Source organism: Methylomonas sp. MgM2 (assembly GCF_054172045.1).
This window is the reverse complement of record NZ_JBSYXO010000036.1, coordinates 1-14,093: the sequence shown is the minus strand read 5'-3', so window position 1 is coordinate 14,093 and position 14,093 is coordinate 1. Positions and strand designations below refer to the sequence as shown.

The 14,093-nt window shown below is 49.0% G+C and carries 15 protein-coding genes; all 15 read right to left on the bottom strand.

Annotation, left to right across the window (positions count from 1 at the left end):
• Nucleotides 1-55: 55 nt before the first annotated feature.
• The 15 genes from ACW73I_RS19260 to ACW73I_RS19190 all read right to left on the bottom strand — a co-directional run bounded on the left by ACW73I_RS19260 (nt 56) and on the right by ACW73I_RS19190 (nt 13,948).
• Nucleotides 56-787, bottom strand: coding sequence for an RNA polymerase sigma factor FliA (locus ACW73I_RS19260; protein WP_458031059.1), 732 nt, complete (start codon nt 785-787; stop codon nt 56-58).
• Nucleotides 788-798: 11 nt separating this feature from the next.
• Nucleotides 799-1,632 carry a MinD/ParA family protein gene (locus tag ACW73I_RS19255; protein WP_458031058.1) on the bottom strand — a complete coding sequence of 278 codons (834 nt, stop codon included), beginning with the start codon at nt 1,630-1,632 and terminating at the stop codon, nt 799-801.
• 31 nt (nt 1,633-1,663) lie between these two features.
• Nucleotides 1,664-3,067: a flagellar biosynthesis protein FlhF gene (gene flhF / locus ACW73I_RS19250; protein WP_458031057.1), complete on the bottom strand. Its 1,404-nt coding sequence runs from the start codon at nt 3,065-3,067 to the stop codon at nt 1,664-1,666.
• Between the two features lie 19 nt (nt 3,068-3,086).
• Nucleotides 3,087-5,192, bottom strand: a complete 2,106-nt coding sequence (gene flhA, locus ACW73I_RS19245; RefSeq protein WP_458031055.1) for a flagellar biosynthesis protein FlhA — start codon at nt 5,190-5,192, stop codon at nt 3,087-3,089.
• A gap of 18 nt (nt 5,193-5,210) precedes the next feature.
• Nucleotides 5,211-6,338: a flagellar biosynthesis protein FlhB gene (flhB, locus tag ACW73I_RS19240; RefSeq protein WP_458031054.1), complete on the bottom strand. Its 1,128-nt coding sequence runs from the start codon at nt 6,336-6,338 to the stop codon at nt 5,211-5,213.
• Nucleotides 6,338-7,114, bottom strand: coding sequence for a flagellar biosynthetic protein FliR (fliR, locus tag ACW73I_RS19235; protein WP_458031053.1), 777 nt, complete (start codon nt 7,112-7,114; stop codon nt 6,338-6,340). Before fliR ends, flhB begins: the two co-directional genes overlap by 1 nt.
• Nucleotides 7,111-7,380 carry a flagellar biosynthesis protein FliQ gene (gene fliQ, locus ACW73I_RS19230; RefSeq protein WP_458031052.1) on the bottom strand — a complete coding sequence of 90 codons (270 nt, stop codon included), beginning with the start codon at nt 7,378-7,380 and terminating at the stop codon, nt 7,111-7,113. The genes fliR and fliQ overlap by 4 nt, the downstream gene beginning before the upstream one ends.
• Before the next feature lie 15 nt (nt 7,381-7,395).
• Entirely contained in the window at nt 7,396-8,112 is a 717-nt protein-coding gene (gene fliP, locus ACW73I_RS19225) for a flagellar type III secretion system pore protein FliP (protein ID WP_458031098.1), read from the bottom strand.
• Between the two features lie 31 nt (nt 8,113-8,143).
• The gene (gene fliO / locus ACW73I_RS19220; protein ID WP_458031050.1) at nt 8,144-8,587 is read right to left on the bottom strand and encodes a flagellar biosynthetic protein FliO; all 444 of its coding nucleotides are present in this window, start codon (nt 8,585-8,587) and stop codon (nt 8,144-8,146) included.
• Nucleotides 8,587-9,033 carry a flagellar motor switch protein FliN gene (gene fliN, locus ACW73I_RS19215; RefSeq protein WP_458031049.1) on the bottom strand — a complete coding sequence of 149 codons (447 nt, stop codon included), beginning with the start codon at nt 9,031-9,033 and terminating at the stop codon, nt 8,587-8,589. The genes fliO and fliN overlap by 1 nt, the downstream gene beginning before the upstream one ends.
• Nucleotides 9,034-9,054: 21 nt before the next feature.
• Nucleotides 9,055-10,038 carry a flagellar motor switch protein FliM gene (fliM, locus tag ACW73I_RS19210; protein WP_458031048.1) on the bottom strand — a complete coding sequence of 328 codons (984 nt, stop codon included), beginning with the start codon at nt 10,036-10,038 and terminating at the stop codon, nt 9,055-9,057.
• On the bottom strand, nt 10,039-10,560 hold the full coding sequence (locus tag ACW73I_RS19205) for a flagellar basal body-associated FliL family protein (protein WP_458031047.1): 522 nt from the start codon (nt 10,558-10,560) through the stop codon (nt 10,039-10,041).
• Nucleotides 10,561-10,825: 265 nt separating this feature from the next.
• Complete coding sequence (fbaA, locus tag ACW73I_RS19200) at nt 10,826-11,902, bottom strand: class II fructose-bisphosphate aldolase (RefSeq protein ID WP_458031046.1); 1,077 nt, start codon at nt 11,900-11,902, stop codon at nt 10,826-10,828.
• A gap of 105 nt (nt 11,903-12,007) precedes the next feature.
• Nucleotides 12,008-12,997, bottom strand: a complete 990-nt coding sequence (locus ACW73I_RS19195) for a transaldolase (RefSeq protein ID WP_458031045.1) — start codon at nt 12,995-12,997, stop codon at nt 12,008-12,010.
• Between the two features lie 276 nt (nt 12,998-13,273).
• Entirely contained in the window at nt 13,274-13,948 is a 675-nt protein-coding gene (locus tag ACW73I_RS19190; protein ID WP_458031044.1) for a hypothetical protein, read from the bottom strand.
• Nucleotides 13,949-14,093 lie beyond the last annotated feature (145 nt).

Sequence of the window (14,093 nt, the reverse complement as noted above, 5' to 3'; positions counted from 1 at the left end):
CAAAGTCTTTAATTTTAGCGCCACAACCATGTCGGCTCAAATAATTCTTTTTAAATCAATCCTTTGCGCTATTATCTTTTCGGTCTATCCAATCCGCAAGCCTTGCCCTGAGCCTCAACATAGCCTGGCTACAGATCTGACTGACTCTTGATTCACTGACTTCCAACACCTCACCGATTTCACGTAAATTTAATTCTTCATCATAGTAAAGCGAGACCACCAAGCGCTCTCTTTCGGGCAATTCGGCGATGGCTTTGGCCAATGCTTGCTGAAAACCCTGTTGAATGAGTAGGTTTTCCGGTTGGCTTTCGTCATGGATCTCGTCAATGACACTGTCTTCACCCTGAACCAATTCTTCGACGCTAAACGTTTTACACGATAACGCATCTTGCAGAATCTGACGGTATTCTTGCAGATCTATGCCCAAATGGACCGCGACTTCGCTATCCTTCGCGTCGCGGCCCAGTTGGTTTTCAACTTCGCGAATCGCACCCGCGACCATTCGCGCTTTTTTATGTACCGAGCGCGGCGTCCAATCGGCACGGCGCAATTCGTCCAACATCGCCCCGCGTATGCGGATGCCGGCATAGGTCTCAAAACTAGCGCCTTGACCGGCGTCGTAATGTTTAACGGCCTCCAAAAGTCCAAGCATACCGGCTTGAATCAAGTCTTCTATTTGTACCGTGTCGGGCAAACGTCCGATTAAATGATAGGCAATGCGTTTAACCAACGGCGCATGCTGGACGACCATCTCATCGGTGTTCCCAACTTGCATCGCAGCGTACATTGCCGCTCCGTTCACGCCACATCCTCCCGCGCGCTATACTGAATCATACGTTCGATAAAGAATTCCAAATACCCGCCGGCCTTATGTTTGATAGGCCAATTATCGATTTTACGCGCCAAGTTCTTGATCGCCAACGCCGACTTACTCTGAGGAAACGCTTCGACCACCGGCGTTTGCTTCTGTACGGATTTCTTCAGATAGTCGTCAATAGGTACCGCTCCGACAAACTGTAAAGCCACATCCAGATATCGGTCAGTGACTTTATTCAACTTACTGAATAAGGCCTGCCCGTGCTCGGCCGACTGCACCATGTTGGTAATGACGTGAAAGCTATTCAGCCCGTAATCTCGATTCAATAATTTGATGTAGGCGTAAGCATCCGCCAACGAGGTGGGTTCGTCGCAAACCACCACGATAATTTCCTGGCTAGCGCGCGCGAAGTTTACAACGGTGCTTGAAATACCCGCCGCGGTGTCGACGATCAGCACGTCCAAATCATTATCTATTTCGCTAAAAGCCCTTATCACTCCGGCTTGTTCGATGCTGGACAAATCGGACATGCGCTGAATACCTGAAGAGGCGGGAATGATTTTTAAGCCGGCCGGCCCGGTCATCATAATCTGCTTCAAGGTCTTTTCGCCGCTTAACACATGGGAAAGATTGAATTCCGGGAACATGCCCAACAGAATATCGACATTGGCCAAGCCCATATCGGCATCCAATATGGCTACGCGTCGCCCCGCTTTAGCCATCGCCACCCCGATATTGACCGATATGTTGGTTTTACCTACACCGCCTTTGCCGCTGGTCACGGCGATCACTCGAATCGGTTTCATATGTTTCATTTGCCTAATCCCAGCCGCCTGGTCGAACGATTTATGCATGACTTTCCGCCAGCCAATTATCATAATTTACGGACTCGAGGCCCTGATCATCACTATCTATTAACATACATTGCTGCACTAGCGTTTCGGCATCCGGCGTATAAATATCTTCCGGTACTTGTTGGCCGTCGGTAACGAACGATAATGGCAGGCGTCTTTCGATTAATGCCGACAACGCCGTGGCCTTGCTTGCCGCCTCGTCAAATTTAGTCAGTATAGTCGCTTGTGGCTCAAGCATCCGGAACGCATCCATAATTTCTAAAGCGGCTTTGTATTGCGTGGTAGCGGACATAACCAAATAAGATTGAATCGGCAAATCACCGTGCTGCAAGGTTTTCAATTGTTCCGCCAGGCGGAGATCCCGTTGGCTCATCCCGGCGGTATCGATAAGAATCAAGCGCTTTTCGGAGAGACTGTCAATGTGCCGACGCAATTCGTCTGCATCGCCGGCTACACGCACGGGTACATCCAATATTTTGCCATAGGTATTGATTTGCTCATGCGCTCCGATACGATAATTGTCCGTGGTGATCAAAGCGATTTCCCGGGTACCGTGTTTAAGGATAAATTGCGCGGCCAATTTGGCAATTGTGGTTGTCTTACCAACCCCGGTTGAACCAACCAATGCCGCAATCCCGCCATGCTCTATAAGATGATCGTCCGCCACGGGCACCGCTCCGGCCAGCATTTCCTGCGCCTTCGTCCACGCGGCATCCAATTGTTTGTGGCTGCCTAATCGGTTGGTAATCTTATTAGCCAGGGCTCTGGAAAACCCGCAGTCTGTTAAGCGATCGAACAATTCTTGCCGCATCGGTTGCTCGTCGGACCGCGGCAAATGGGTAATGATAGATAATTTCTCATCTAACATAGCCCGCATATCTTTCATTTCCTTGCGCATTTCCTCGATGAATTTATCCTGCGAGACGGCTCCCGGCACTGGCTTGATGCCCATGGGGTCAGCCTTACGCATGACATCGGAAGCGGCCCATGCCGGTTTTTTTTCCGCCGTTTTCAACTTTTCAGTAATTTGTTGTACGTTCGACGCGGCTAGTTGCACTTTTTCGGCATAACCCAAATATTGATCCATGTTGCGTTTTAGCTGACTTTCCGATTCATTACCGCGCTTACGTGCGCTGCTCAGCAAATGGGCGGGCTTGTTATCGCCGGCAAATTCGGGCAAATCGTATTTTTTCAAACGCTTTGCGATTAGCTCATCTTCTTGCTGCTTTTTCAGATTTTTATGAATAAGCTGTTCGTCGAAATCGCGCGCGGCGACGATTTCGACTCCGCCATCGACTGCGCGATTGGACATGATGACGGCATCGGCGCCCAACTCCTCTTTGACCATACGCATGGCCTGACGTATATCTGATGCAAAAAAGCGTTTAATTTTCATCGCTTGTCCTCTTTAATCGTTAAGCACTCTGGCCAACAGTGGAAACTACTCGGATTTGCCTATCCTGTGGTATCTCGTTGTATGCCAGCACATGCAAGCCGGGAATCGAATGACGGACGAAGCGCGCCAACCAGGGTCTGATAAAAGAGGAAACCAATAATACCGGTGCCTGTCCTTCTATTTCCATGCGTTGTGCGCTCTCTTCCAATGACTGATGCATTTGTTCGGCCAAACCCGGCTCCAACCCTGCACCGCCCTCACTTGCCGTCTGCAAGGACCTGTGCAATATCTGTTCCAAACTCGGATCAAGTGTGATCACCGGAATCTCCGTCTGTATCCCGTTGATTTCATGAACAATTGATCGCCCGAGCGCTGTTCTGACTGCCGAGGTTAAGATGTCCGGATCTTGACTCTTGCTGCCGTACTCCGCCAAAGTTTCGGCGATCGTCCGGATATCGCGTATTGAAACGCGTTCTTGCAATAAATTCTGCAATACCTTAACCACAATACCCAATGGCAATGTTTTAGGCACCAGATCTTCCACTAATTTAGGCGCTACTTTAGCCAGATTGTCCATTAACTGCTGCGCCTCTTCATAACCGAATAGCTCGTGCGCATTTGTTTGTAAAATATGACTCAGATGCGTGGCAACTACTGTACCGGGATCGACCACTGTGTAGCCTAACGTTTGAGCGTGGTCTTTTTGGGACGGCTCTATCCAGACAGCATCCAGGCCAAAAGCGGGATCCTTACAAGCGGCTCCTTGCAGGCTTCCGAACACGCGCCCGGGATTGATAGCCATTTCTTTGTCCGGCAGGATTTCGGCTTCGCCGACGGTAACGCCCATCAACGAAATGCGATAAGCCGTCGGCGACAAATCCAAGTTGTCGCGGATGTGTACCGACGGAATCAGAAAACCGAGTTCTTGGGAAAGTTTTTTTCTAACCCCTTTTATACGCGTCATCAGCTGACCGCCTTGGTTCCTATCGACCAATGGAATCAGACGATATCCTACTTCCAAACCTATAGTATCGACCGGCATGACGTCATCCCAGCCCAATTCCTTGATTTCGGCTTTCGCCATCTGTTGCTGCGGCGTAACGACGCGCGCCATCTCCAGGGCTTTTTCTTCTTCAAGCTTACGTCTGCGATCGATCAGATAAGCGGCCCCGGCCAGGGCCGACGCCAATAATATGAACACCAAATTCGGCATACCCGGAATGATTCCAATCAGGCCCATCACACTTGCAGCGACAATCAGGGCTTTAGGGTCATCGAATAATTGACTGGAAACCTGATTGCCCAGATCCTGCTTGCTACCCCGAACCCGGGTAACCACCATGGCCGAGGCCACGGATAACAGCAGTGCCGGAATTTGCGCGACCAAGCCGTCACCGATAGTCAACAAGACGTAAACATTGGTCGCCTCGGAAAAACTCATGTCGTGCTGGCCGACGCCGATCGCCAGACCGCCTATCATATTGACGAATAAAATGATGATGCCGGCCACGGCGTCGCCGCGCACGAATTTACTGGCACCGTCCATTGATCCATAAAAGTCCGCCTCGGCCGCGACTTCTTCACGCCTCGCCCTAGCTTCGTCCTGATTGATCAATCCGGAATTCAAGTCGGCGTCGATGGCCATTTGTTTACCCGGCATTGCGTCCAGCGTAAACCTTGCGCTGACCTCGGCGACTCGCCCGGCGCCTTTGGTAACCACTACGAAATTGATGACGACCAAAATCGCAAAAACGACGATGCCCACGGCAAAGTTGCCGCCGATCACGAATGAACCAAAGGCCTCGATCACCTTGCCTGCCGCATCCCCGCCTTCATGTCCTTTCATTAAAACGACTCGGGTCGACGCGACGTTAAGCGCCAACCGCAATAAGGTAGCAACCAGGATAACCGTCGGAAACGCCGCAAATTCCAAAGGTTTCATCGCATAGATAACCACCAATAGAATGATTAATGAAAAGGCGATATTGAAGGTGAAAAACAAGTCCAGCATGAACGCCGGCAACGGCAACACCAACAGCGCCAACAGCATGACGATGACTAAAGGCGCGCCAAGACCCAGTCCCGTCAAAGATTTCAATGTATTTACGATTTTTGCAAAATCCATGGTCGGCTCGACTCGAACTTATTGCCTGAATTCATCGGGCACTTGAATATCAATCGGCGGCGCCGGCTTACCCCAGCCTTGCTGCGTCGCCGTCCGCAATTGGAACACATAGGCCAGTATTTGTGCCACGGCTAAGAATAATCCTCGCGGAATCTCGTGATTGAGTTCGGTTGAATAATATAAAGCCCTCGCCAAAGCAGGCGCCGCCACCAGCGTTACTTTATTAGCCAACGCGATATTACGAATTTGGGCAGCGATCAAATCGACCCCCTTCGCCACCAAAATTGGCGCGCCGCTGCTGTTTGGATCGTATTTTAAGGCCACGGCAAAATGGCTGGGATTGGTCACAATTACATCGGCCGAGGGCACTGCTTCCATCATCCGTCTCTGCGAGGCCTGCATCTGCATTTGTCGAATTTTACTTTTGACTTCGGGACTACCTTCGGACTCTTTCATTTCATCGCGCACTTCCTGTTTAGTCATTTTCAACTGCCGATGATGATTCCATAACTGGTAAGGTACGTCGATCAACACCAACAGCAAGAAAGTGGAACTCAACACCAATACGCAAATGACAATGATCTCGCCGGCGCGATGGATCGCCCGCTCGGAAGTCAAGCGACTCAAACTCATGAAATCATCAAGATAAAAATCAAACAGATTCCAAGCGACAAGGCCAATTAATAACACCTTTATAATGGCTTTGATCAGTTCGACGACGCCTTGAATACCGACGATTCTTTTTATGCCTTCAAGCGGATTCAGCTTTGAGAATTTTGGCCCTAATGCTTCGTTGGAAAAGTTCCAGCCCCCCATCAGCATCGGCGTTAATAAATCCGCGATTAACAGGACAATCATCAACGGCAAAATGACCATATATCCTTCGGTCACGGCTAATTTGAAATAGTTTACAGGCGTTGCCGGATCGAATATGACGGGACGAGACAGTTCAAACTGGTGTTTCATCATCTTCAGCAAACCGTTCACCATCGACTGCCCCGTAAAAACGAACAACGCAGCGCTGACTATCAAAGTCACGAAAGTATTGAGCTCTTTCGAGCGAGGCACTTGACCCTTTTTCCGCGATTCGTCCAGCCGTTTCGCGGTAGGGTCTTCGGTTCTATCTTGACCGGTATCTTCCGCCATCAACTGATCCTTAACAGCTGACTAATCAACATGAAGCCTTCGTGTAACATCTCGGTAAAACCTTCCAATACCGTCGCCAACCCGACCCAAATCAACGCCATCCCCAACAGGATGGTTATCGGGAAACCGACACCGAAAAGCTGCAGCTGAGGAGCGGCTTTAGAGGCAATCCCAAAGCTGATATTGACGAACAAAAGAGCCGCCATGATCGGTAAAGCCAATAACACCCCGCCCGCGAAAATCTGGCTACTCCAGGCAATCAACCGCCATAGACCGGCCTTATCCAAGCCAACCGCCGAAACCGGCAATGTCGTAAAACTCTGTGCCAACATTTCGATCAAAAGCAGATGTCCATCAACGGCCAAAAACAATAGGCTAGACGCAATCACAAAAAGCTGCGCGATCACCGGCGTTTGCACACCGGTGACCGGATCAACCAACGATCCGAATCCCAAGCCCATGCTATAAGCGATCAATTGGCCGGCCATTAACACGATGGAAAACACCATCTGCAAAATAAAGCCGGCCGACAGTCCCAATATCAGCTGCTGAGCGGTCACTATCAGCCCGTCAGCGCTAAATAGATCGACGACGGGCATTTGCGGTAAAACGGGTGATATCACAAAAGTAATTAATAGGCTCAACATCACCCTTATGCGCCCCGGAACCGAACGTACGCCAATAACAGGGATAGTTATGAACATGGAGCTTACTCGCACGAAGGGCCAGACGAATGAAGCGAGATAAGCAATCAACTCGTCTTCTTGAATATTCATCCTATTAAATTAGGAATTTCGCGCACCAAATCCTGAAAATAATCGATCAGCATTTGCAGCATGCCCGGGCCGGCAATCATCAACACTAAAATAATCGTAGCCAGTTTCGGGATGAACGTCAGGGTTTGTTCCTGGATGGAGGTTGCGGCTTGAAACATCGATATCACCAGACCAACCGCCAACGACGACAATAATATCGGCCCCATCAATTTCAAAGCCACCCAAACCGTTTCTTGAGCGATGATAGAGATGGTATCCGGCGTCATTTGGGTGCTCTCTGCTTATACGTAAAAACTTGCGGCCAGCATTTCCAGCACTAGCGACCAGCCGTCGGCCAAAACAAACAGCATAATCTTGAAAGGTAGCGATACGATCATTGGGGACAACATCATCATCCCCATAGACATCAGAACGCTGGCTACCACTAAGTCAATCACCAGGAAAGGCAGGAAAATCAGGAATCCGATCTGAAATGCGGTTTTCAACTCACTGGTCAGGTATGCCGGCACCAATAATGAAAACGGCAGGTCTTCGGGCTTATCGATGTTATCCTTGCCGGAAATTCTGACAAACATCTCGATATCGCTTTCGCGAGTTTGTCTTAACATGAATTGTCTGAACGGTTCGGAAGCGAGTTGCAATGCGTTGATTGCGTCTACTTTTTCCTCTAAATAAGGCTGAACGGCTGTTTCATTCACCTTATCCAAAACCGGCATCATAATAAAGACAGTCAAGAATAGCGATAAGCCCAGCAAGACCTGGTTGCTGGGCGCTTGCTGGGCGCCTAATGCTTGTCTCAACAAACCCAGAACAATCATGATGCGGGTAAACGAGGTCATGGCTAACAACAATGCCGGCAATAAAGTCAGCATCGTCATGATAGCTAGAATTTGGATCGTGACCGTATAAGTCTCGCCGCCTTTGGGATTAGTCGTAACGGTGATGGCTTCTATTCCCGGCGCTGCCGCCCATAATTCTGCAGGCGCCAGTAAGGTCATCAACGCTAAGATCGACCTGAGCCCGGTACGCTTATACATCCGCCTTACTCTGTAAGACTTGCTGCAATCTGTTTGCGAATGTTCCGGCACCGCTTATGTCCGCCCGACTCTGGAACAGACGTTCCTCACCCTCAAGCTCCATCAGTTTGTCGACGCGTCCCGGAGTAACGCCGAGCAATAGTTGTTTTTTTCCAACTTTTACCAGAACCAATTTTTCCCGCATACCTAAAGATAAACCGGCAATAATGGCCAAGTCGCTTTTACCGTGAATTGAAAATTGGCCTGCCTTGCGTAGCATCCAAACGAATAGCCCGAATATCAACAAAACGGCGCCCAAGCTGAGCATCCATTGCAGGACATCGGCGTAGGAAACCACGCCGGCCTTTGTTTGCCGCTGCAGATTTTCTTCGCCCGCGTAACTGGCAAAGTTAGCTAAAATCCCGATGATTAACGTAAATCGGCTATTTATCGACATCAACCCAATTTTCTAACTCGTTCGGAGGGACTAATAATGTCGGTGAGGCGGATTCCGAATTTATCGTTTACGACCACCACTTCTCCGTGAGCCACTAATGTACCGTTGACTAGTACATCCATGGGCTCGCCGGCAAAACGATCCAACTCGACAACGGAGCCTTGGTTCAACTGCAACAAATTCCGTATATTGATTTTTGTCCTACCAATTTCCAACGACATCGTAACCGGAACATCCAGAATCACGTCCAACTTGACTTCATCGGCGTTGCCTTGAGGCTTCTGAGGATGATCGTCAAGATTCGGAAACTCCGCCGCTTCGTAGCCGCTACTTTTCGCTGTGCCGGCCTGCTGTTCTTTCATCGCCTGCTCCCAATCCGCCTCGCCGCCGGCTTGCTCGTTCATCGCTGCCGCCCATTCGTCATTCAATTCGTCATTTTCGCTCATATTTTTGATCTATCAACACTATCACTGATTTTCGGAGGAGATTTTTTCAATGATCTCAATCGCGTAATTTCCATCGGACAAGCCGAGCTTGCCTCTAAACACGGGCACATTTTCCACATCCAACAGCACGCTTTCAGGCATCTCGAATGGGATTACATCGCCCTTTTTTAATTCGATCACATCGCTGATTAACATTTCCTTCTCTATCAGATTGCTGCTCAACGTGACCTGGCTGCGCATAATCTCGGTTCTGAGCGATTCCTGCCAGCGTCCATCAATTTCACCTCTATCGCTAGTCACCGCATCCAATAACTCCCGAATCGGTTCTATCATCGTGTATGGCAAGGCCATGTTAATATCGCCTCCGCCACCCTCCAGTTCTACATGAATCGTTGAGATTACGACGATTTCCGACGGACTTACAATATTAGCGAATTGAGGGTTGACCTCCGAATTGACGTAATCGAAATTCACATCCATCACCGGCTTCCACGCCTCGGCCAGGTCTTTGAAAACCAGATCCAAAATCAAGCGGATGATCCGCATTTCGGTCGGCGTAAACTCGCGTCCTTCCACCTTGTTATAAAACTGACCGCCGCCGCCAAAAAAGTTATCGACTGCGGTAAACACCAGGCGCGGCTCCATGATGATCAGGGCACGGCCTCGCAACGGCGACATACGAATGACATTCAAGTTGGTTGGAACGAACAGGCTCTGAATAAACTCCGAAAATTTTTGCACCTGAATGCCTGATACCGAAATTTCGGCGGCCCGCCGAAGAAAGTTAAATAACGATATCCGAAAATAGCGTGCGAAGCGTTCATTGACCATTTCCAAGGTCGGCATCCGGCCGCGTACGATACGTTCTTGGCTATTAAAGTCATATAAGCGGGTCGCTCTTGCCTCCTCCTGATCCTCGTCTGGAACCGTATCGATATCCCCATCATCGACACCATGGAGCAGTGCGTCAATTTCGTCTTGCGAAAGTAAGTCTGCAGTTGACATTTATTGCATTACGAATTCGGTGAAAAAAACGTCTTTAGCGGTATTCGCTCCAGCCATCTTTTCCATGACTTTTCCTATTTCTGTTAGCATCGTTGCCCTCAACTCCTGTTTGCCTTCTAAAGTTTTCATGTTGTCAGCGCCGATCGAACTAATCGTCATCAATAAGTTATTGCGTATCATAGGCTCATGTTTTTTTAAGGTAGCCACACTTGATTCGTCTTTGACCAATACGGTTACGGCAACTTTAACGATTCTAGCGCTGGAACCCGGTGGGAAATTGACCATCAACGGCGCGTCTAGCGCGTAATAGAAGCCCTGTTCCTCTTGTTTGGCGTTACTAATTTCCGATTGTTGCTCGATCTGTTCGCTACGTTCCGCATCATGGTTCGATTCGGCGGGTTTATACATTAAAAAGTAGTAGGCGGCACCCGCACCTGCCAACAACAGCACACCAAGAACAACAATCAGAACAAGTTTTTTCGAGGATTTTTTTTCGCTTTCCACCGGTTTATTTTCGGCCATTTTCTACCTTTGATAATTTAAAAGCACTAATTAGGCCAATAGCAAAGCCTAACTTTTATTCGGGATCATCAATCAACTGCGTTATTGATAATAGTCGAAAAAACATTGTATTAGAAGAAACAGCCAAACGATTACGTTAGCTTTAAAGGAAAGGGGGAAACGAATAGCGCTTTGGACGGTTTACATGCGTCAATATTTTGACATTACACAATCCAAGAAATGACGGCAAAGACCTATGATTGTCTTTGCCGTGCTTATTGGTGCGTTATAAGGAGTTGACTGCGTTCAACTCTTGAAAGGCCTGTTGTAAACGGGCAACCATGCCTTCTTGACCGGCACGTTGCCATACTCGCGGATCATAGTATTTTTTATTCGGCTTGTCGGCTCCTTCCGGGTTGCCTATTTGGCTTTGCAAATAGCCTTCGTTTTTCTTGTAATAGTTCATCACGCCTTCCCAGGTTGCCCATTGGGTATCGGTGTCGATGTTCATTTTCACTACGCCGTAGCTGATGGATTCTTTGATTTCTTCAGCAGAAGAACCGGAGCCGCCGTGGAATACGAAGGTCAACGCTTTAGACGGGAGACCGAATTTTTCGGATACGTATTTTTGCGAGTTATCCAGAATTGTTGGCGTCAATTTGACGTTGCCTGGTGAGTAAACGCCGTGCACGTTGCCGAAAGACGCTGCGATCGTGAAGTTGGGGCTGATTTTGTTCAAGTGTTCGTAAGCGTAGGCCACGTCTTCCGGTTGGGTGTACAACGCCGAGTGGTCCATACCGCTATTGTCGACGCCGTCTTCTTCGCCTCCGGTGCAACCCAGTTCGATTTCCAGGGTCATACCCATTTTAGCCATACGCGCTAAATATTTGCCGCAGATTTCGATGTTCTCTTCCAGGCTTTCCTCGGACAGATCCAACATATGCGAGCTAAACAACGGCTTGCCGGTGTCCGCAAAGAATTTTTCGCCTTCATCCAACATGCCGTCCACCCAAGGCAGTAATTTTTTCGCTGCATGGTCTGTGTGCAGGATGACGGGCACGCCGTACAGTTCCGCCATTCGGTGAACGTGGTGAGCACCGGAAACGGCACCGGCAATCGAGCAGCCTTGGCCCTCTAATTTCAAACCTTTACCGGCAACGAAAGCCGCACCGCCGTTCGAAAACTGAATGATGACGGGCGATTTTGCTTTCGCAGCGGCTTCCAACACCGCATTAATGGTATCGGTGCTAATCACGTTGACCGCCGGCAGCGCAAAATTGTTTTCTTTGCAAATCGCAAAGACTTTTTGTACATCTTCACCGGTGACAACGCCTGGTTTTACGGCATCTAAAATTTTTGTCATGAAACTTATCCTATCAATAATAAACAAAGGCCGCGTACTCGATTCGGCGGCCTTGGGAATTGTGAAAACATCGCGCACGGTCAACCGCGCGCGATTTGAGCGTCTTTAGGCTTCCAAAGCCGCCAAACGGTCCGCCAGTAATTTTTCCAGTGTTTCCAGCGCTTTCGCGAAGCCGTCGATACCCTCGGCCAATTTTTCCTTGGCCATGCGGTTCTCTTCGTGCATACGGTCGAATGTCGCTTTATCGACCGTGATTTTTTCTATTGAAGACGCCGCTGCTTTAGCGGGATCCAGTTTACGCGGCAAATCGCCTTCGACTGATTGCAACTCGGCCAACAAAGAAGGCGCGATGGTCAATAAATCGCAACCGGCCAGCTCGGTGATTTCGCCGATATTTCTGAAGCTGGCACCCATGACTTCGGTTTTGTACCCGAATTTTTTATAGTAGTTGTACACTTCGGTAACAGACAGAACGCCTGGATCTTCGTGCGGTGCATAGGAGTCGCGCCCGGTGTCTTTCTTGTACCAGTCCAAGATGCGGCCAACAAACGGCGAGATCAGTTGAATACCGTTTTCGGCGCAAGCAATTGCTTGGTGCATGCCGAACAACAAAGTCAGGTTGCAGTGAATACCTTCTTTTTCCAGAACGGCTGCGGCTTGAATGCCTTCCCAAGTGGCGGCGATCTTGATTAGAATACGTTTTTCGGTGTCGATGCCCGCCGCTTTATACTGCGCGGTGATGTCACGCGCCTTGGCGATAGTACTCTCGGTGTCGTAGGACAAACGTGCGTCAACCTCGGTGGAAACGCGGCCTTCGATGATTTCCAGAATCTTCAGGCCGAAGGAAACCGCCAGGCGATCGAATGCCAATGACGCGACTTCGGCCGCCGAAGCACCGGCACCCAAAGTCTCACGAGCACCTTTCAACGTATCGTCAACGATACCTTGATATTGCGGCATTTGTGCGGCAGCGGTGATCAGGGATGGATTCGTGGTCGCATCGCGCGGTTTGAAGGTTTCAATCGCTTGGATGTCGCCGGTATCCGCAACAACTACGGTCATTTCGCGAAGTTGCTCAAGTAAATTTCTTGCCATGGAAATATCCTCGTTTGTAATTAAAGTTCTTGTTCGATTCTGCTAAATTAGCTGCCAGCCAATCTCTGCAGTACTAATTGGATGTAACGATAAAATCTTATATCGTCCGTTTAACGGCAGTAGGTAAACGAAAATCGCCACTCATCGCAGCCTTCGTCCATATATACGGACCATCGGGAGCAAATAGTGGCGATCTCTGATTAAATACCTACATTAAACAAACCTTGGGCACTTTTCCTAACTTAGAGATTAAGATAAGAGCGGCCAACAAGGTAATCAGGCTTTGTCGCGCAGATATTTTTCTACCCCTGTTTGTCTAGCTTCAGCGGCTGCTCGATCTCTAATTATTTGTTTAGCCATATATTTTGCAACGCCAGTCTTTGGATTTTCGGTTTGTTTTTCCAAATACTTGGCCACACCCGTTTTGTTACCGCCCATTTTTTCCAAATATTTTTCAACACCGGTAGCACCACCTGCGGCCGCGACATATTCCCCAGCCGCCGATTGACCTCCGGCTTTTCCACCTGATTTCTTGCTAAACACAAAGAATCCGGCGGCAGCCAGGACGATTAAGCCTATCAAAGCCGTATTGGAAGACGCAGGTTTTTCCGCTTGGGCCGATTCTGAAACGCTCGAAGATTCAGAAGCGGATGATGCTTTGGAGCCTTTGAATCCAGGAGCACTTGGTGCAGCAGAACTATGCTTGTATTTAGTATCGCTGAAAAGCACTTTCGGCTGGTAATTTGCCGCTGGAAAGTTTGGGTCAACTTCTTCAACTTTCGCCGCAGCAGAGGCGGAAGTAGACGAAGCCTCAGCGTTTTGGGCGCTTGGATCACTAAAAACCACTTTTGGTTGAAAATCTGAAGCCGGGTAGTCTGACGCCGCTAACACAGAAGAACTGGCAAATACTAAAGAAGCCAGGACTGCTTTTATTATTTGATTTATTTTCACGTTTATCACCTATGAGTCGTTAAAACCGAACTGAGGCTTGAATACTCAAGCCTCAACTTGTCACCTTCTAAAGCACAGCTTCCACATTGGCAACGACATTTTCGACGGTAAAGCCGAACTCTTTGAAGAGCTGGCCGGCCGGTGC

What these genes read in the sequence shown, in the direction of transcription:
- ACW73I_RS19260 (WP_458031059.1), bottom strand. Translation starts at nt 787, where the DNA reads ATGTACGCTGCGATGCAAGTTGGGAACACCGATGAGATGGTCGTCCAG.
- ACW73I_RS19255 (WP_458031058.1), bottom strand. Translation starts at nt 1,632, where the DNA reads ATGAAACATATGAAACCGATTCGAGTGATCGCCGTGACCAGCGGCAAA.
- flhF (WP_458031057.1), bottom strand. Translation starts at nt 3,067, where the DNA reads ATGAAAATTAAACGCTTTTTTGCATCAGATATACGTCAGGCCATGCGT.
- flhA (WP_458031055.1), bottom strand. Translation starts at nt 5,192, where the DNA reads ATGGATTTTGCAAAAATCGTAAATACATTGAAATCTTTGACGGGACTG.
- flhB (WP_458031054.1), bottom strand. Translation starts at nt 6,338, where the DNA reads ATGGCGGAAGATACCGGTCAAGATAGAACCGAAGACCCTACCGCGAAA.
- fliR (WP_458031053.1), bottom strand. Translation starts at nt 7,114, where the DNA reads ATGAATATTCAAGAAGACGAGTTGATTGCTTATCTCGCTTCATTCGTC.
- fliQ (WP_458031052.1), bottom strand. Translation starts at nt 7,380, where the DNA reads ATGACGCCGGATACCATCTCTATCATCGCTCAAGAAACGGTTTGGGTG.
- fliP (WP_458031098.1), bottom strand. Translation starts at nt 8,112, where the DNA reads ATGACCTTACTGGCGCCTGCAGAATTATGGGCGGCAGCGCCGGGAATA.
- fliO (WP_458031050.1), bottom strand. Translation starts at nt 8,587, where the DNA reads ATGTCGATAAATAGCCGATTTACGTTAATCATCGGGATTTTAGCTAAC.
- fliN (WP_458031049.1), bottom strand. Translation starts at nt 9,033, where the DNA reads ATGAGCGAAAATGACGAATTGAATGACGAATGGGCGGCAGCGATGAAC.
- fliM (WP_458031048.1), bottom strand. Translation starts at nt 10,038, where the DNA reads ATGTCAACTGCAGACTTACTTTCGCAAGACGAAATTGACGCACTGCTC.
- ACW73I_RS19205 (WP_458031047.1), bottom strand. Translation starts at nt 10,560, where the DNA reads ATGGCCGAAAATAAACCGGTGGAAAGCGAAAAAAAATCCTCGAAAAAA.
- fbaA (WP_458031046.1), bottom strand. Translation starts at nt 11,902, where the DNA reads ATGACAAAAATTTTAGATGCCGTAAAACCAGGCGTTGTCACCGGTGAA.
- ACW73I_RS19195 (WP_458031045.1), bottom strand. Translation starts at nt 12,997, where the DNA reads ATGGCAAGAAATTTACTTGAGCAACTTCGCGAAATGACCGTAGTTGTT.